This window comes from Rhodococcus sp. IEGM 1366 (assembly GCF_033142425.1).
In the GTDB taxonomy this organism is placed as follows: domain Bacteria; phylum Actinomycetota; class Actinomycetes; order Mycobacteriales; family Mycobacteriaceae; genus Rhodococcus_F; species Rhodococcus_F globerula.
The window spans coordinates 571,496-588,784 of the sequence record NZ_JAWLRZ010000001.1; the positions used below are offsets into that span (position 1 = coordinate 571,496).

The following is a 17,289-nucleotide window of genomic DNA, read 5'->3' on the forward strand; positions in this document are numbered from 1 at the left end:
GGCCGGTGAACCTCAGTTGTCCGCTGCGAGCAGGTAGCACCAGGATTCGGTGATTTCGTCGAGGCAGATCTCGCGCGGGGTCCGCCAGCCGATGGAGAAGTAGCGCCGCGAGAGGTGCTCGAGCTGACCGAAAGCCAGCACGCAGCGGATCCGGCGCCGGTCGGCCGGCAGACGCTTTGCCGAGTCCAGCCCCGCGGTCATGTCCTCGACGGCGGACTCGAACCACTGCTCGGTCTTGGCCTCGACGTCCGGCTCGTACGACGCCTCGTAGGACGCGGTGAGGTAGGGCTTGATCTCGTCCCATTGGGAGAACTTGCGGTCGAGCCACGCGTGGATCTCGCCTCGCGAGCCGGAGGCAACCACCGCGGTCAGCGTGGGGTTGTCGGCCGCGGTGAGGATCGCGTCGACCTTTGTCAGCAGCGCACTCATCACGTCGGCCTTGGACGAGAAGTGCAGGTAGAAGGTAGTCCGGGTCGAACCTGCGGCCGACGCGATGTCGTCGATCGTGGTCGCGGAGTAACCCTTCTCGCCGAACAGTTCCAGCGCCTTGGCAAGGAAGAGCTCGTAGGTCATCTGTTTTTGAGCGGCGCGAAGCGACATGGCCACAGATTCTAGCCGCAGCAAAGCCACAAACCAGCGCGACAAGTCAGATGTCTGTTAACCAACTCACTTGACGCTTTGTAATGTTAATGGCTACTGTGATCGCTACCACGTCATGCCGGCATGACGATGACGAAAGGAAATGCCGATGAAGGTCGACCAGATCGCTGAAGGCAACACCGTCAACACCGTTCTCGGCCCCGTTCCCGCCGACCAGTTGGGTGTTGTCGCGGTCCACGAAGCACTGCTGTCAGTGCTTCCGGGTGCGGAATACGCATTCGACATCACGCTGGACCGCGCCGACATCTTCGAGACCCTGGCGGACAAACTGAAGGATTTCCGAGATCACGGCGGAGCGACGATCGTCGACGCCACCGGCATGTTCCACGGTCGCGACGTCAAACTGTACGAGGCTCTCTCACGCACCACCGGCGTGCACATCGTCACGTCGACGGGCCTCGGCCCGGAGGAGATGCTCGGCGGTTATTTCCTTACGCCGCAGACCAATCCGCCGACGCCCTGGCCGGCGGAGAAGTTCGCCGAGCTTTTCACTCAGGAAATCACCGATGGCATGGTGATTCCGCGCGTAGAGCGTCGCGGCATCCCCGGATTGGTGGCTACCGCCGCGAATCACGAGGGAATGACCGCCACCGAGGAAAGCCTGTTCCGCGGAGCGGCCCGCGCCGCGCTCGCCACCGGCGCCCCTGTCTCCATTCGCTACGGCAACGATGCGGTTGCCGACCTCGAGATCCTCGCGGACGAGAAGCTACCGGCAGAGCGCGTCATCGTCGGCGGACTCGACCGCAAGGATGCCGTCGCCGCCGGCGCCCCGGCCGAAATCGCCCGCCGCGGCGCCTATGTCGCGCTGGACCACGTAGGCACAGCAGATGACGTCCACATCACCGACGCCGAGCGTGCCGCTTTGGTTGGCGAGCTGGTCGAGGCCGGCTACGGAAACCGGATTCTGCTCTCCAGCAACGCAACCGGCGTCGCCAAGGGTCATCCCGGAAACGATCTGCCGTTCAGCTACATCCTGTCGACGTTTGTCCCCGCCCTCACTGCGCAGGGACTGAGCGAGCTGGATGTGCAGCGCATCCTCGTCGACAACCCGCGCGACTTGCTCAGTGCGTCAGGGGCTACGCCGACGCGAGCCGTGGGCTGACCCCACCGCGACAACGGATAACCATCCAATTTTCGAATCTTCTTAGAGGTGAGTGTTGTGTCGAGAGTGAACACCGTTCTGGGGTCGATCCCCGCCGAGGAACTCGGGATCGTGGCCATCCACGAGCACATCGGGTATGGCATGCCGGGCTCGGAGCTGGACACGAAGTGGTGGAAGACCCCCGAGGAGCGGTACTCCGAGACCGTCCCCAAGCTTCGGAAATTCCACGAGTACGGCGGCGGAACCTTCGTCGACGTCACCGGAATCTGCAACGGCCGTGACGTCGACTACTACAAGTCACTGTCCGCCAAGACCGGCGTCCACATCATCGCGTGCACCGGCTTTGTCGGCGGCGACACCGCACTTCCGTTCTTCGAACGAGCAAGCGTCGAGTACCTCACCAGTCAGTTCGTTCACGAGATCACCGTCGGTATCGGCAATACCGGCAGCAAGGCCGGTGTCATCAAGGTCGGCGTAAGCCGCGGTGGCCGGATGACGGATCTGGACAAGCGCATCTACCGCGCGGCCGCTCGCGCTGCGCTGAGCACCGGCGTGCCGATCCTGACGCACCTGGCTATCGACGCCGAGAACGCAATCAAAATCTTCAACGACGAGGGCTTGCCGCTGGATCGGGTGCTGTTCGGGCACGTCGACGACGGTGTGAACGCCGACAAGACGCGTGACACCTGGATTGCCGAACAGGGTGGACGGGTCGGCTTCGACACGTTCGGCTACGAGACCGAACTCCCGGACCCCCCGTTTTGGGCGCGCCCCCGCAAGGAGCGTCTTGACCACTTCCTGCGCTTCCTCGGCAAAGGCCACTTGGATCAGGCACTCGCGGGCGTCGACGCCAACTGCAGCCCGCTCGGATGGCCCGGCGTCAAGGGCCACACCCTGAACTACCTCTTCGAAGACCTCATTCCCGACCTGCGCGAAGCCGGGTTGGACGAAGCCACCATCACCAAGTTGTTCGTCGAGAACCCGGCCGACTTCTTGACCATCCAGAACTGACAAGGACAAGAACAATGCAGTCTTCAGAGCTCGAGAACCTGAAAATCGCCATCGTCGGCGCGGGATACGCCGGTGCTGCGGCAGCCAAGGCCCTGAGCCTGCTCGGCGCCGATGTCAACGTGTACGAGCAAGCAAGCCAGATCCGGGAGGTCGGCGCCGGCATCGGTCTGCGTCCGTCCACCATGGATCGCTTCCGCCAGTGGGGCATCTTCGACGCCGTCGCGCAGGTCAGCTCACCGAGTGACTACTTCGAAATCCTCACGGGCACAAATGATCCGATCATGAAGGAGGAGTGGCCCGCTGTCCCCGGCGACACCGAGGGCACCAAGACTCACCTGATCCACCGCGGCGACTTCATCGACGCTCTACTCGGCGTACTCCCCGAAGGCATGGTGCATCTCGGCCACAAACTCGAGACTCTCGAGGACAAGGGCGATCGCTCCGTCCTCACCTTCACCAACGGCACCATCGTCGAAGCCGACCTGGTCATCGGCGCCGACGGCATCAAGTCGGTTGTGCGTCAACAGCTTTTCAGCGACAAGGGCCCCGTGTTCTCCGGTGAGCACGCGTACCGCACGGTCATCTCGGTTGACGACGCCTACGGGATGGCAACGGACGACAACCTCCGCATGTACATCGGACGGGGCACCAAGGTCTACCTGCTGCCGCTGCGCCACCGCGGCCAGGTCTCCTTCGACATCACCGCGCTGTGCCCGGACAGCACGTGGGCGCCGACGATCACCAAGGAAGACATCCTGGCGACACTCGAAGGTTTCGACGAGCGGATCGTGAACATCGCTCGCGACCTCGACATGGACACGGTGAGCATTCGCGCGGTCTACGACATCGACCCGGTTGACGTGTGGCACACCGACTCTGTTGCCCTCGTGGGCGACGCTGCCCACTCGATGCTGCATCACCAGGGCCAGGGCGCGAACTCGGCGATCCTGGACGCCGGCGGTCTCGCCGACGCTCTGAAGGAAGCAGATTCCGTCAAGGAAGCACTGGCGTTGTACCAGGCAAACCGCAAGCCGGTGACGGACGAGCTGCAGCGCATCTCGCGTCAGGGCTGGACCGAAGACGAAGTCAACGACGTGTTCCCCGGCCAGAAGACGGCAGCTCAGCCGGCTGCGACCAAGTAAGGAAGCCACGACATGCCATTGCATCCCCAGATCGCTGAGCTCATCGCCACCCTGCCGGCCCCGCCCGAGGGACCGCTCGACCCGGCGCTCATGCGCGCCGGCGATGAGACGCACGTAGCTCCGCTGAACGAACGTCTGCCACTGCACGCTGTCGAGGACACGACCGCGGGCGATGTGCCCGTCCGGATCTACACACCGGTGGACGCCGATGCGTACGGACTGTTGGTGTACTTCCACGGCGGCGCGTTCTTCCTCGGCAGCCTGAACACGCATGACCACGTTGCGCGCAACCTCGCGAAGGAGACCGGACTCAAGGTCATCTCCGTCGACTACCGTCTCGCTCCCGAGGCGGCCTTCCCGGCCGGGCTCGAGGATTGCCACGCGGTAGTGCGCTGGGCAGCGGAGAACGGCGAGGCTCTGAAGTGGGACGGGAAGACGCTCGCACTGGCCGGCGACAGTTCTGGTGGCACTTTTGTTGCCGCCGTCGCCGCACTGGCACACGACGAGGGATTCGACCGCATCACGCACCAGGTACTGCTCTACCCCTCGCTGGATCTGGACTTCGACGTCGATCGCTACGAATCCCTGCGGGTGAACGCCGAAGGGTACGGCGTGGAGACGGCAGGACTGAAGGGCTTCAACAGTTTCTACTTCGAGAGCGGTGCGGACGCGGCGAACCCGCTCGTCTCACCGATCAAGCGTGAGGATCTTTCCGGGCTACCCCCGGCACTGATCGTCACGGCCGAGTACGACCCGATGCGTGATGAGGGCGAGTTGTACGGCCAGCGCCTGAAGGAAGCCGGCGTCGAGGTGACGGTGAGCCGTTATGCCGGTGCCAACCACGGGTTCGCGCAGAACTTCTCCTGGATCCCGGAGTACCACAAGGTGTTCGGGGAGACTGCTGCCTTCATTCGTTCCACCGGTGAGTGACATGACAGACGACGTGAAGATTCATCCGCTCGTCTCGCCGTGGGGCCGATTCGGCCTCTACAGCTTCCTGATCGACGCCCCCGAACTCGCAATCGTCGACACCGGGATCGCGTCGTCGCCGGCGCAGGGAATGGCCCCGGCGCTCGAGGCAATCGGACGCCGAATCGAGGATGTTCGCTGGATCCTGCTGACTCACGGCCACATTGACCACATCGGTGGCGCTCACGCTCTGTGGGAACTCACGGGCAGGCGTGCGCAGGTTGTGATCCACGAGGCCGACGCACACCTGTTGCGCTCGCGGCAGGCGCACGTCGACGAGTATCTGACGGGGCGTGGGCGATACCTCGACGACCCGCAGGGTGTGGAGAAGCAGATGGCGTCGACGAAAGCAGTCATCTCCGGCGAGATGGAGCCGTCCATCCTGGTTCGAGGCGGCGAAACCCTCTCCCTCGGTGGCGGTGTCACCGTATCGGTGCATTCCATCCCCGGCCACACGGCCGGATCTGTTGCCTACGTGGTTGACGGCCAGAACGATGTGTTCGTCGGCGACGCCGTGCAGGTCCACGGAGCGGCCAACGGCTTCCCCGGCTACGAAGATCCTCTCGCGTACCGGTCGAGTCTTCAGTACCTGCGTGACGAGATCCGCCCGAACCACCTGTATCTGGGGCATCCGTACCGTCGGGCCGACGGCGTCGCCTACGGCGTCGAACTCGACCGCGACCAGGCGTCGGAGGCACTGCGCGAGAGTGTCGACATCGAGGTCGGCGTCCGCGGCGCAGCGCACCAGTGCCTGTGCGGCGGTCTGCCGGAGACGGACTCGGCGTACTCACCGTTTGAACCTGTCGCCGACAAACTCGGCTACGAGGGCGACCCGACCCTCGAACCGTCCCCGTTCTTCACGACGATGCACGGCTACCGCACTCAGTACGACGAAGAAGAATAGGAGTCGTTGACCCATGGCCGAATTCGAAACATTCAACGCAGGTGGACAGGCAATCCACATCCGCAAAGATATCCGGATCCCGATGCGCGACGGGATCGAGTTGGCGGCAGACGCCTACGAGGGCGTCGACGGAAAACCGCGGCCGGCACTCGTTGCACTGAGCCCATACGGCAAAGAGCTGCAGGCGCTTGCCCTGACCACGCCGCCGCAACGACGCCCCAGTCCGATGTGGGACGGCTGCATCGAAGCCGGCGACATCGCGCGCATCGTCAGCGAGGACTACGTTCACGTCATCGGTGACCTACGCGGCTCCGGTGCGTCCGAAGGCGAGCACATCGGCAACTACAACGCCGGTGGCGTCTCGCTCGGACAGGATGCCTACGACTTCATCGAATGGGTTGCGGCACAGCCGTGGTGCGACGGAAACGTCGGCATGGTCGGCATCTCGTACTTCGGCTCGATGCAGGTGCTGGCCGCCGCCGAGCGTCCGCCGCATCTGAAGGCGATCTTCGTGAGCGGCGGCCACTACGACTTCTACGAGACCACCTACCACGGTGGCATCATGTGGTTCATGCCGCGCGCAGCCCGTGAAGGTCGCGGCGGCGACTCCGGCTGGGCATTCACCGACAACGTCAAGTCCCGCATGCTCGAGGCGTACAGCCCCGAAGAGGTCAAGAAGCGCGTCGCCGAGCGCCTCCAGGATCCCGACGTCGCCGCCTGGCCGAATCTGGTTCACGTGCTGAACTATCCGAAGAACCACGAAGCCTGGTTCGACATCGTGATGAACGAGTTGGACGGCGACTGGTACGAAGAGCGCAACCCGATCACCCTGGCCCCCAACATCGATATCCCGGTTTACCTGCAGATCGACCAGGGCCGCGGCTGGACGATGGACGGCACGATCGAGCTCTTCGACGCGTTGAAGGGTCCCAAGAAGCTGGATATCGGCCCGTACCCGCCGATGCAGTCGCGCCCCTTCATCGAAGAGCACGACAAGATGTTCCGCTGGTACGACTACTGGATCAAGGGCATCGACAACGGTGTCATGGACGAGCCGGCCGTGAGCGTCTTCGTCGAAGGCTCACGCGAACTGGCCACCGGAAACCAGTGGCCACCAAAGGATATCGAGTACAAGTCGCTGTACCTGCGCCCGCGTCACAAACTCGCTACCGAACCGGAGCCCATGGGCGCCGAGTACGCCGCCCCTGACGGCTTCTACCAGGCCCCACTCACCGTGACCGACAAGGTCGAGATCCTGGCCTGGAGCACACCGGTTTTCGAGGAGTCGACGGAGATGATCGGCACCGGAGCCGCGCACATCTTTGCGGAGATCGACCAGATCGATTCGAATTTCATTCTGCGCCTGTGGGATTACGCCCCGAACGGAAAGCGTCAGCTGATCACCTCCGGCTATCTGAAGGCCTCGCACCGCGAACTGGACGAGCGAACCACCGAGGGCAACCCGCACCACCCACACACCCGTGCAGTGCCGGTCGAGCCGGGCAAGATCGAGGAGTACGTGCTGCGCCTCTACCCGTTCGCGAATACCTTCAAGCCGGGCCACAAGCTCACAGTGGAGTTGTCCAACGCAGAGCCGTTGGCAGACGAGCACAACGCGCTACTCCCGCCGGACGCGTTCCACCTGCCCGTCGGTCGTCCCGTCACTCATAAGATCTACCGCGACGCGGCGCATCGCTCACGGCTCGTGCTTCCGTTCACGACCACGACTAGTTAGCCGCGCACGGCCAGCGCGATTGGCCAGCGCTGATTGGCCGAGTGAGCACCCTTTTCATCAAGCTCGCACCCCTTCCAGAGAGCTGGAAGGGGTGCGAACTTTGCAGAAGGGGTGCTCACTTCAGCAGGCTCTGACGGCTGCTTGATCCGACCACGCACTAGTAACAGAGCAGACGCTCTGTTACTGTGCGTTCATGCCTCGGCCACGCGTCCACGATCTCGACACACTGCTCGATGCTGCCGAAAATCTCGCCGCCACTGCCGGGCCGGCCGCAGTCACGGTCAGAGCCGTATCCGATACAACCGGCGTTTCCAACGGCGCGATCTATCACGCATTCGGTTCTCGCAGTGGCCTGGTCGGTAGCGCGTGGCTACGCGCCGCACAGCGATTTCTCGCACTCCAGCAGTCGAGAGTGGATGACACCCTGCGTAATCCCTCACCGTCCGCCGCAGTCGACGCAGTGGTCGCCGCCGCGGAAGTGCCGGCGATCTTCGCGCTGGATTACCCACATTCCGCACTCCTTCTGTTGACGATCAGGCGCGACGAACTACTCGGCACCGACGTCCCTGCCGATATCGCAGAGCAACTCACACAACTCGACCGGGCGCTCGTCGAGTTGTTCATCCGGTTGTCGACGGCACTCTGGGGCCGTAAAGACGGAAGAGCAGTCGAAGCAATCGAAGCCTGTGTTGTCGGCCTACCTACCGGACTGCTCATCCACCCGGCCAAACGCGCCGACGGTTGGCGAGTACCCGATACAGCAGCACGCGCGCGGTTGGATGCTGCTGTTCGAGCCGTTCTGCGTCTCGACCCACCACTCCCCAAGTCCCGCAACACGAAAGGCCAATCATGACCCCTACGCTCGGCTTCGAAAACAAGATCGCCGTCCTCGATCTCGGCGACGACGAAAATCGCTTCTCCCCGGATTGGCTCGACTCCGTCGACAAGCTGCTCGACCAGGCTCTGAGCGAAGGCGCACACGCACTGGTCACCACGGCAACGGGCAAGTTCTATTCCAACGGACTCGACCTCGACTGGCTTGGCGCACACACTGACAAGGCAAATTGGTATGTGCAGCAAGTGCAATCATTGTTCGCGCGGATGCTGACGTACCCGATGCCGACCGTCGCTGCAGTCAACGGTCATGCCTTCGGAGCGGGCGCAATGCTCGGGGTCGCGCACGACTACCGCGTCATGCGCGACGATCGAGGCTATTACTGCTTCCCGGAAGTTGACATCAACATCCCTTTCACCGAAGGAATGGCAGCGCTCATTCAGGCCAAACTCAGTCCTGCCTCGGCAGTCGTCGCCATGACCACCGGGCGGCGGTACGGCGGAAGCGACGCGCTTGCTGCAGGTCTGGTGGACGCCACGGCTTCCGCCGAAGCGCTGACCACCAAGGCAATCGACATCGTCGCACCGATCGGCCCGAAGAATCCGGGCACACTTGGCTCCATCAAATCGACGATGTTCGCTTCAGTGGTCACCGCTCTGCACACTGAGCGCCCGTAACGACGGATAATGCTCTCGCAGAGACGCTTCCACGTCATCGGCAACACTTTCGGGGTCTCGACCTTCGGTGCTGAGAACCAGGTCAACTCCGATCAACGACGGCATCGAACCGGCCAGGAGTCGTGACGCTTCCACCAGCTGCTCCAACCCTGCCCAGTTGGCCGGTTCACGCTCGATGATCCTGTTGCGCAACGTATCCGGATCGGCCTCTAGCCGTACCAGCAGGTGCCCGTCAGCCGCGGTCGCGGCCAGCAGAGCACGCCCGTAGTCGTCGTCTTCGACGGTGGCAGTGAGGAACAGGAGTTCATAACCCACCTCACGGTACGACGTGCACAGCATCTCGACGTGCGCGATGGCTCGTTCGGTTCCCAGTGGCGGGTAACACCGCTCCAGTTCGTCAACCTCGATCATCGCGTTTCTCACGCCGGCCACGCCGAGTCGATCGTGAAGCGCGGTCGAGACGGAACTCTTCCCCGCGCCCGGCGGGCCTGTCAGCAGCAGTACATACACGTCCTCCACTATTCCAGAGCCTTGTGCCCGGACTGAGCGACGAGAAAGCTGGAGATCACGGAATTACAGCCCTGATCGGAGCACAGCGATGAGCACAACGATCACCGAGATCGCCCCGGATATCTACCGACTCTCGACCTTCGTTCCGGAAGCGAACCTCGCGATGAACCAATTTCTTGTGGACGGTGAAGAACCACTGCTCTTCCACACCGGGCAGAGAGCACTGTTCACATCGTCGTCCGACGCACTGTCCCGTCTCCTCGACCCAGCCCGGCTGAAATGGATCACGTTCGGTCATGTCGAGGCCGACGAGTGTGGGGCGATGAATTCGTGGCTCGCCGCAGCCCCTGGCGCGCAGGTCGCGCATTGCGCAATGGGGTGCTTCGTCCAGGTCAACGATCTAGCCGACCGAATGCCAGTTCCGTTGCAGGACGGCGATGTTCTCGAAACAGGCCGCCGACGCGTACGCCATATCGACACTCCACACGTCCCGCACGGCTGGGACGCAGGTCTGATGTTCGAGGAGACAACGTCGACGTTGTTCTGCGGTGACCTGTTCACCGCGTTCGGACCCCCGCCCGCAACAACCGAACAGGAAATCGTCGGCCCCGCACTTGCGGCCGAGGATCTGGGGCATGCAACAGCCCTGACGCCGGCGCTCGCACCCACCATCCGCGCCCTCGCCGACCTCGAACCACGAATTCTTGCCACCATGCACGCACCGACCTTCTACGGCGACTGCGTCGGCGCCCTCCACGATCTGGCGACGGCCTACAAAGAACGATTCGACAACGAAACCGAAAAATTTTCTCGGATGGACTAAGCGCCTCGCTGAAGTTGTCGGCCCCAACCGCTACTCTCACGCCAAGGGCTTGACGGCAGGGGTTCACAAAACGTCGGCAAGCCCCTTGCCCGGTAAGAACCCCACCCGTGAAGGAGCGTCGATGTCGGAGCACACTTTCGATCTCGAGATCACTGCCGCATGGACTGCATTCGGGGCTCGTGTGTCTCGATACATCGCGGCAATGCAGGACAACGACACCCTGGTCGTGGAGTCGCAGCACGACTCGCAAGACAACCTCGACTACGCCCCCGCCTGCATCCAGTTCTTCGCGTGGGACCAGACCCGCGTCAGGTGCGAGGTACCGTCCAATCAGTTCCTGCACCCCTTGCGGATGCTTGAACCCGAGGATCACGAGTCGCTGATCGGCTGGGGATTCAATCGCCCAGACCAATGCGAGCACGACGCCACCGGCAACGGCTCCATGTCCTTCTACATCGACGTCGATCGTTCCCGGCCCGACGGCGTGGTCGCCCAAGCACTGCGGGTGCTCGGCGACATGTGGAGCATCGCGCACCCAAGTTTTCTCCGCGTACAGGTGAGCGGCCGCGAAGATATTCCAGCCTTCGACAGCGGTCAGACTCAGGCCAGCGAATACGATTCGCTGAACGAGTTGGTCGACAACGCCCTTGGCCGGCTTCTCGACTACACCCCCGAGCGTGACGACGACGGCGACATCCCGCTCGTTCGCGGCGAGCAGATCACGTATATCCGCGTGCTCGAAGACGACCAGTACGTAGAAGTGTTTTCGCGGGTTGTTCACTCGATACCCGACACAAACCATGCCGCTCTTGTTCTGTCCCAGCTCAATCGACAGTGGCCCACCATCAAGCTCATCCTGGTGGAACAGAGCGTCCTCGGCGTCGCCCGGGTCGATGCTGCTCCGTTTGCACCCGATCATCTACTGCGAACGATCCGATCCTTTGCCGAACTGGCCGACGCATCGGAAGAGCTCGCCGAAGAGCTTGGCGGGCAACCTATTCGAGCAGACGGGGAGTTCGCCGCCACCGATGGATCGGACAGCGACGGACTCAGCGCGGTTTTTGACGGATCGGCCGTCGAATGGCACGAGTGCTTCGAGTTTCCGCCCGCACTCATGTCCATCCTCGAACTCGACGCCGACCAAAGCGGGGGACTCACCGCCGACGACGTCGCAGAAATCTGCGGACGCGACCGCGACACCATCCTCGAGTATCTGCGCATCAGTCAGGAACAGGAAGCCGAGTGGCATAACGCCCTGACAAACGCTGTCGCAGTCGGCGGCGAAGATATCGAACTGTGCACCGGCGAGAAACTCGCGTGGACTAACACGATTGCCCACCTACGCCAAGCACTGCGCGTTGTCGTTCTTCCGCGAAAAGGTAGCGGCACGCAGTAACTCAGACGGAATCACTTGATGACCGAACCAGCGTCAACCGGCAATTGAACCCCGGTGACGTAGCGTGCGGCATCACTGACCAACCACAGAATGGCGTTGCTGACGTCGCTTGATTCGACCCACCGGACAGGGAGCGCATTCGAACTTCGGAACGCGTCACTGACATCATCGAGAGTGATCTCGGATGGCTTCTTGTCCGGGCGGAAAAGCGCGTACGTGTACTCGTTGTGAATCATGTCGGTGTTGACGCCCGTCGGGTGTACCGAATTGACCCTGATCATGTGCGGCGCAAGCTCGTTCGCCAGCGACTTCATCAGGCCAACCACGCCGTGCTTGGCAGCGGCATAGTGTGCCAGGTTTCCCAGGCCCTTGATCCCGGCAGTGGAACTGGTGAGGACGATCGCGCCACCGTCGCCGTGTGCCTCGAGGTGCGGCAGCGCGGCCCTCACTGTCTTGAACACACCGGTGAGGTTGATCGCGATCATGTCGTCCCACATGTCGTCGGTGAGGTTCTCGGCCGGAGCGAAACTCGCGATGCCCGCGTTTGCGAGCACGATGTCGAGGCGTCCGAGTTTCGACACACCATCGTCGACTGCGGCTCTCAAACCGGCTGAATCACGAACATCGGTGTGGGTGGCAATAATTCGACGACCCAGTGCTTCGACCTGCCGAACCGTCTCGTTCAAATCTTCGGCAGTGGCCAGGGGATATCCCACTGATCCCACCTGATCGCACAGGTCGATCGCGATGATATCCGCGCCCTCCTGCGCCAATGTTGTTGCATGAGAGCGTCCCTGACCCCGCGCGGCACCGGTGATGAAGGCAACTTTGCCGTCCAGCTGACCCATTCGACTGCTCCTTCGACCGTGCGACGACGCCCGAGTGCATTCTGCAACTCGCGCATCACGTTACGTCACCGCCTGTCGCCAGGTAGGCGATCTGCGAAGATCGCCGCTCTGCAAAAGGTCAGCCGGGCAACGGAATGACGATGCCGGGAAGGATCTCGATCGAACGGGGCCGCTGCGGGATCTGCGGAATCTCCACCGGCGGCAACCCCGGAATGTTCAGCGTGGTGGAAGGCGGGGTAGCTGCCCCAGTGCTGCGGTCGTTCGGCGACGTCGCACCGGAGTTGGCGGGAACACCGGCCTGTCCACCGATCGGATCCGGCCACGGGAAGGTCTCGACGTCGGACCCCTTGAGAGCGCCGTCCATAGTGCTCTTCCAAATATCGGCCGGAAGCCCCGAACCGTAGATCAAGCCGCCGTTGTAGTTGGTGATGGCTTGGGCATCGGAAGTGCCGATCCACACCGCCGTGGACAAGGACGGTGTGTAACCGACCATCCAGGCGTCCTTGTTCTGACCGGTGTCACCGAGCTGAGCGGTTCCGGTCTTCGAAGCAACGGCGCGACCACCGGCCAGCGCGTGTCCATTGGAGTACGACGCGATCGGCAGCATCGCCTGCGTGACGTTTTCGGCGACGGCAGCGTCGAGTCGACGCTCACCGGGGGAGACCGGACGATCGAGTAGAACTTCACCTTCCGCCGTCACCACCTTCTGGATGAAGTGCGGCTGCTGGTAGACCCCGGAGTTGGCAAGAGTTGCGTAAGCGGACGCCATGTCGATGACGCGGGACTGATACTGCCCGAGCACAATTCCGTTCTCCGGCGGGTCACCCTCCTGGGTCAGGGTGGGGTAGTCGAGCCCGGGAATTCGCTCGGGGATACCGGCCAGGTGAGCCGCGTCGGCGATCTTCTGCGGACCGTTCTCCATCGACAGCATCAGGCGGTAGAAGCTGGTGTTGAGCGAACGCTTCAGCGCTTCCGCGATGGTGCAGGTTCCGCAGGATTCACCGCCGACGTTTCCGATGGTCACACCATTGATCGTGAGCGGCGAACTGTCGAAGCGGGCCGAGAGCGGGATGTCTTCCATCAACGCGGCCACCAGTCCGAAGACCTTGAACGCCGAACCCGTCTGCAACGGCGCCTGGGCGTAGTCGAAACCAGCGCCGTCCGTGCCGCCGTAGTAGGCGGAAACTCCACCGGTCCGTGGGTTGATGGATACCGCCGCGGTGCGCAGTTCCTCCGGTTCTCCGTCGAGGTTCTTGCTCACCGCGTTGAGCGCGGCTTCCTGCGCCTGAGGATCGATAGTGGTCGTGATCTGTAGGCCTGCCGTGTTCAGCGTCTCGTCACTGATACCGGCTTCGGCAAGTTCCTTGAGGACCTGCGTCTTGATGTGGCCTTCCGGGCCGGGAGCCTGATTCAGATCAGTGGGGCGGTTGGCCGCGGCGACAACGGGAAACGTCATCGCGTCACGATCCGCCTTGGCGAGTGTCCCCAAGTCGGCCATTCCGTTGAGCACGTAGTTCCATCGCGCTTCGAGCGCGGGGAGATTGGTCTCCGGATCGAGGAAGGAGGGACTCTGGATCACGGAAGCGAGAACAGCGCCTTCGCCGACGGTCAGGTCGCTGACCGGCTTGTCGAAGTACGCATTCGACGCCGCTGCGATGCCGTACGCACCGCGTCCGAAGTAGATGGTGTTCAGGTACGCCGCAAGGATGTCGTCCTTGGACCACTCCCGCGCCATCTTGGCGGAGATGACAAGCTCACGCATCTTTCTGTCGATACTGCGCTTGTCGCCGACCAACACGTTCTTCACGTATTGCTGGGTGATGGTGGATCCACCGCCGGCGCTTTCCTTGCCCATGATGTTGTCGCGGGCCGCGCGCGCGAATCCCGAAATCGAGAAGCCAGGGTTGGTGTAGAAATTGCGGTCCTCGGCGGAGAGGACGGCGTCGCGAACATGAATCGGAATGGCCGACAACGCAACTTCGGTGCGGTTGCCCTCCGGGGGGACCACCTTCCCGAGCACGGTGGTGCCGTCGGCCATGTAGATGGTGGAGACCTGCTTGGTCTGCATGTCAGCGGGACGAGGAACCTCCGTGCGGCTGTAGGCAACAGCAAACACCGACGCGGGCACGATGATCATGAGCAGTACGAGCACGTAGATCGTCCGCCGGACGAACCGCCACTTGGAGCGCTTCTTCTTGGCCGGTTTCCCCGGGTTGCCGGAGCGACGCGAAGTCGATGCAGCACCACCTGCCGCATTCGATCTGTTCGATGGACTCACTTACACACTCCCGGTCGGGGACATGACCTCACAGCATCATTGCACCAGGGTGTTGTCTCGATCAGATAACTCCCGGCAACTGCGATACCGAAACGTCACACTACCGGGAGCTCTACTGCCGACGCTCCGCGCGAACCGCTTTCCGGTATCCGCGGTACGCAAAGCCCAGCGCAATGACGCAACCGAGCAGCACCAGCGATGGGGTCACCCCTGGGTCACCTTTGACGATTGCGACCACAGCGCTGATCAACGCCATGAGAGCAAACACCGAGATGAAGCCGGCGATGAGCTCCATTCGCTGGGCGCGCGAAGCCCGCCTCATATGCACCACGCGCGCGAAGCCCGCCTCATATGCACCACGCGCGCGAAGCTCGCATCACGACTTGACGCCGCCTGCGGTCAGGCCTGCGATGATCCGTCGCTGGAAGATCAGCACCATGATCACGAGGGGGATCATCACGAGGGTGCCACCAGCCATGATGGAGGTGTACGGCGTGACAAAGGGATCGGTGCCGGAGAATTTGGCCATCGCCACGGTGACGGGCGCTGTTTTGTCGCTCGAGAGCTGCAGTGCCAGCAGGTACTCGTTGACCGTCGCGATGAACGCGAGGATCGCGGTGGTGAACAGTGCCGGCGCGGCGAGCGGCAGCATGATCAGCCGGAAAGCCTGGCCGCGGGTGGCACCGTCGATGCGTGCGGCTTCTTCGAGTTCCCAGGGGAGTTCGGAGAAGAAGGAGGTCAGCGTGTACACCGTGAGCGGTAGGACAAACGAGATGTTGGGAATGATCAGCGCTTTGTAGCTGCCGATCCACCCGAGGTCCGTGAACATCTGGAACAACGGTGTCACGAGTGCGACGACGGGAAACATGGACGCGCCGAGGATGATTCCGGTGACGAAGTATTTGCCACGGAAGTCGAACCGTGAGAGTGCGTACGCCGTGAAGACACCGACGACCAGAGCGACAAGAGTGGTAGCGCCGGCGATGATGAGGCTGTTCATCAGAGCCCGGGTGAAGTTCACCTTGGCGTCTGGATCAAGCGCTGCCGTGAAGTTGGAGAATGTGAGGTTCTCGGGCCACAGTGAGGTCGAGAAGGTCTCAGACGGGTCACGCAGAGCCGTCACGATCATCCAGTAGCAAGGAGCCAGTCCCCACACGATGATCAGGACGACGCCGATGTAGGTGCCGATCTTGCCGCGTAGTGCCTTGTTCATACCGGCTCCCCTTTCCGCTGCTTTTCCTGCGTGCTGACCGCGTTGGCTCCGAGGAATCGGACCAGGATGAAGGCCACAGCGAAGATGATGAGGAACGTGATGGTGGACAGTGCCGATGCCGAATTGGCGCCGACGCGCATCTGATCGACCACCAGGACCGAGATGGTGGACGTGGCGGGATTGGATCCCATCATGATTGCGGGTAGGTCGTACATGCGCAGGGCGTCCATCGTGCGGAAGAGCACGGCCACCATGAGCGCGGGCTTGACCAACGGCAACGTGATCATGCGGAAGCGCTGCCACGCCGTTGCGCCGTCGACCTTGGCTGCTTCGTAGACGTCTGCGGGAATCATCTGCAGACCGGCGAGGATGAGCAGAGCCATGAACGGCGCTGTTTTCCAGACGTCGGCGACGACGATCGCGAATCGAGCCGGCCACGGATCGGCCGTCCACAGGATGTTGGTGCCGAGAATCTTGTTGGCGATGCCGTCGTTGGCAAAGATGAAGAACCACAACTTCGCGGTGACAGCGGTGGGGATGGCCCACGGAATCAGGACCGAGGCGCGCAGCAGACCGCGTCCACGGAAAGTCTTGGCCATGATCAACGCCATCGAGAGGCCGATCAGCGTCTCGAGCAGAACCGTCACGATCGTGAAACCGAAGGTATTGCCGATCGACTGCCAGAACTGCGAGCCGAGCGTGCCGGGAGGACACGGAATCGCGCCGTTCGCAGTGTTGCAGGACTGGGTGATCCAGTTCTTGTAGTTGTCGAACCACGTGAACTGACCGGTGACGAACATGCCGGTCTCTGGATCGAGCTTCTTGCCGTCGCTGTGCATCGACATCCAGATCGCGCGCCCGAGCGGGTACACGATGATGACTGCGAGCACGATCAACGACGGAGCGACAAACGCCCACGGCGGGACGCGTCGACGCTTTTTCGGCTTGTCGGCCGACGGTGGCGCCGGCATATCCGGAGGGGGCGGAGGTGTATCTGCAGAGTCAGGCAGAACCTTGGTCAGGGACATCCCTGTGCCCTCGGATACCGACGGCTCTTCGAGAGGTTCCGGCGCTCGGTGTCTCCCACCAACGCCCGAACGGTCGGGACCGGTTGACCCGGCCCCGACCGTGGGGTTGGCAGGCACAGCCGCGGAAGGATCCTGCGGTTCTGCCATTGCTTATTGCT

General features: G+C 62.6%; 17 protein-coding genes. 10 read left to right on the top strand and 7 right to left on the bottom strand.

The genetic code is table 11. The annotated features are described in order from the left end of the window. Positions 1–12 precede the first annotated feature (12 nt). Positions 13–600 (bottom strand): helix-turn-helix domain-containing protein, encoded by a 588-nt coding sequence (locus tag R4P64_RS02815; RefSeq protein ID WP_317819174.1) that lies wholly within the window; start codon positions 598–600, stop codon positions 13–15. A 148-nt stretch (positions 601–748) separates the two neighbouring features. Here R4P64_RS02815 and R4P64_RS02820 point away from each other — a divergent pair, with 148 nt between their 5' ends. From R4P64_RS02820 to R4P64_RS02855, 8 genes are all read left to right on the top strand, one after another. Then, a complete protein-coding gene (locus R4P64_RS02820; RefSeq protein ID WP_317819176.1) occupies positions 749–1,762 on the top strand; it encodes a phosphotriesterase in 1,014 nt (337 codons plus the stop codon). A 57-nt stretch (positions 1,763–1,819) separates the two neighbouring features. After that, entirely contained in the window at positions 1,820–2,773 is a 954-nt protein-coding gene (locus tag R4P64_RS02825; protein WP_045066811.1) for a phosphotriesterase, read from the top strand. Positions 2,774–2,787: 14 nt separating this feature from the next. Continuing rightward, on the top strand, positions 2,788–3,915 hold the full coding sequence (locus R4P64_RS02830; RefSeq protein WP_092805029.1) for an FAD-dependent monooxygenase: 1,128 nt from the start codon (positions 2,788–2,790) through the stop codon (positions 3,913–3,915). Between the two features lie 12 nt (positions 3,916–3,927). Next, a complete protein-coding gene (locus tag R4P64_RS02835) occupies positions 3,928–4,845 on the top strand; it encodes an alpha/beta hydrolase (protein WP_317819180.1) in 918 nt (305 codons plus the stop codon). A gap of 1 nt (position 4,846) precedes the next feature. Continuing rightward, positions 4,847–5,788: an MBL fold metallo-hydrolase gene (locus R4P64_RS02840; protein ID WP_317819181.1), complete on the top strand. Its 942-nt coding sequence runs from the start codon at positions 4,847–4,849 to the stop codon at positions 5,786–5,788. 13 nt (positions 5,789–5,801) lie between these two features. Continuing rightward, positions 5,802–7,523: a CocE/NonD family hydrolase gene (locus R4P64_RS02845; protein ID WP_317819182.1), complete on the top strand. Its 1,722-nt coding sequence runs from the start codon at positions 5,802–5,804 to the stop codon at positions 7,521–7,523. Positions 7,524–7,716: 193 nt separating this feature from the next. Beyond that, positions 7,717–8,376 (top strand): TetR/AcrR family transcriptional regulator, encoded by a 660-nt coding sequence (locus R4P64_RS02850; RefSeq protein WP_045065926.1) that lies wholly within the window; start codon positions 7,717–7,719, stop codon positions 8,374–8,376. Then, positions 8,373–9,035, top strand: coding sequence for an enoyl-CoA hydratase-related protein (locus tag R4P64_RS02855; RefSeq protein ID WP_317819184.1), 663 nt, complete (start codon positions 8,373–8,375; stop codon positions 9,033–9,035). Before R4P64_RS02850 ends, R4P64_RS02855 begins: the two co-directional genes overlap by 4 nt. On the opposite strand, the gene R4P64_RS02860 is transcribed toward R4P64_RS02855, so the two are convergent. Next, positions 9,000–9,545 (bottom strand): AAA family ATPase, encoded by a 546-nt coding sequence (locus R4P64_RS02860; protein ID WP_317819185.1) that lies wholly within the window; start codon positions 9,543–9,545, stop codon positions 9,000–9,002. The genes R4P64_RS02855 and R4P64_RS02860 overlap by 36 nt on opposite strands. Before the next feature lie 88 nt (positions 9,546–9,633). Here R4P64_RS02860 and R4P64_RS02865 point away from each other — a divergent pair, with 88 nt between their 5' ends. Together R4P64_RS02865 and R4P64_RS02870 are read left to right on the top strand one after the other, a co-directional pair. Beyond that, on the top strand, positions 9,634–10,368 hold the full coding sequence (locus tag R4P64_RS02865) for an MBL fold metallo-hydrolase (RefSeq protein WP_033237071.1): 735 nt from the start codon (positions 9,634–9,636) through the stop codon (positions 10,366–10,368). A 121-nt stretch (positions 10,369–10,489) separates the two neighbouring features. After that, complete coding sequence (locus R4P64_RS02870) at positions 10,490–11,764, top strand: YbjN domain-containing protein (protein ID WP_258956989.1); 1,275 nt, start codon at positions 10,490–10,492, stop codon at positions 11,762–11,764. A gap of 11 nt (positions 11,765–11,775) precedes the next feature. Here the strand turns inward: R4P64_RS02870 and R4P64_RS02875 are convergent, their stop codons facing one another. From R4P64_RS02875 to R4P64_RS02895, 5 genes are all read right to left on the bottom strand, one after another. Continuing rightward, positions 11,776–12,612 (bottom strand): mycofactocin-coupled SDR family oxidoreductase, encoded by an 837-nt coding sequence (locus R4P64_RS02875; RefSeq protein ID WP_317819188.1) that lies wholly within the window; start codon positions 12,610–12,612, stop codon positions 11,776–11,778. 118 nt (positions 12,613–12,730) lie between these two features. Further along, entirely contained in the window at positions 12,731–14,890 is a 2,160-nt protein-coding gene (locus R4P64_RS02880; protein WP_033237068.1) for a transglycosylase domain-containing protein, read from the bottom strand. 112 nt (positions 14,891–15,002) lie between these two features. Next, on the bottom strand, positions 15,003–15,212 hold the full coding sequence (locus R4P64_RS02885; RefSeq protein WP_095887504.1) for a hypothetical protein: 210 nt from the start codon (positions 15,210–15,212) through the stop codon (positions 15,003–15,005). A 54-nt stretch (positions 15,213–15,266) separates the two neighbouring features. Further along, the gene (locus R4P64_RS02890; protein WP_033237066.1) at positions 15,267–16,103 is read right to left on the bottom strand and encodes a carbohydrate ABC transporter permease; all 837 of its coding nucleotides are present in this window, start codon (positions 16,101–16,103) and stop codon (positions 15,267–15,269) included. Beyond that, a complete protein-coding gene (locus R4P64_RS02895; protein ID WP_033237065.1) occupies positions 16,100–17,278 on the bottom strand; it encodes a carbohydrate ABC transporter permease in 1,179 nt (392 codons plus the stop codon). The genes R4P64_RS02890 and R4P64_RS02895 overlap by 4 nt, the downstream gene beginning before the upstream one ends. Between the last annotated feature and the right edge of the window lie 11 nt (positions 17,279–17,289).

Coding starts and splice junctions, on each gene's coding strand:
- R4P64_RS02865 (WP_033237071.1), top strand. CDS start 9,634: ATGAGCACAACGATCACCGAGATCGCCCCGGATATCTACCGACTCTCG.
- R4P64_RS02895 (WP_033237065.1), bottom strand. CDS start 17,278: ATGGCAGAACCGCAGGATCCTTCCGCGGCTGTGCCTGCCAACCCCACG.
- R4P64_RS02850 (WP_045065926.1), top strand. CDS start 7,717: ATGCCTCGGCCACGCGTCCACGATCTCGACACACTGCTCGATGCTGCC.
- R4P64_RS02845 (WP_317819182.1), top strand. CDS start 5,802: ATGGCCGAATTCGAAACATTCAACGCAGGTGGACAGGCAATCCACATC.
- R4P64_RS02870 (WP_258956989.1), top strand. CDS start 10,490: ATGTCGGAGCACACTTTCGATCTCGAGATCACTGCCGCATGGACTGCA.
- R4P64_RS02890 (WP_033237066.1), bottom strand. CDS start 16,103: ATGAACAAGGCACTACGCGGCAAGATCGGCACCTACATCGGCGTCGTC.
- R4P64_RS02855 (WP_317819184.1), top strand. CDS start 8,373: ATGACCCCTACGCTCGGCTTCGAAAACAAGATCGCCGTCCTCGATCTC.
- R4P64_RS02820 (WP_317819176.1), top strand. CDS start 749: ATGAAGGTCGACCAGATCGCTGAAGGCAACACCGTCAACACCGTTCTC.
- R4P64_RS02835 (WP_317819180.1), top strand. CDS start 3,928: ATGCCATTGCATCCCCAGATCGCTGAGCTCATCGCCACCCTGCCGGCC.
- R4P64_RS02840 (WP_317819181.1), top strand. CDS start 4,847: ATGACAGACGACGTGAAGATTCATCCGCTCGTCTCGCCGTGGGGCCGA.
- R4P64_RS02875 (WP_317819188.1), bottom strand. CDS start 12,612: ATGGGTCAGCTGGACGGCAAAGTTGCCTTCATCACCGGTGCCGCGCGG.
- R4P64_RS02830 (WP_092805029.1), top strand. CDS start 2,788: ATGCAGTCTTCAGAGCTCGAGAACCTGAAAATCGCCATCGTCGGCGCG.
- R4P64_RS02815 (WP_317819174.1), bottom strand. CDS start 600: ATGTCGCTTCGCGCCGCTCAAAAACAGATGACCTACGAGCTCTTCCTT.
- R4P64_RS02885 (WP_095887504.1), bottom strand. CDS start 15,212: ATGAGGCGGGCTTCGCGCGCCCAGCGAATGGAGCTCATCGCCGGCTTC.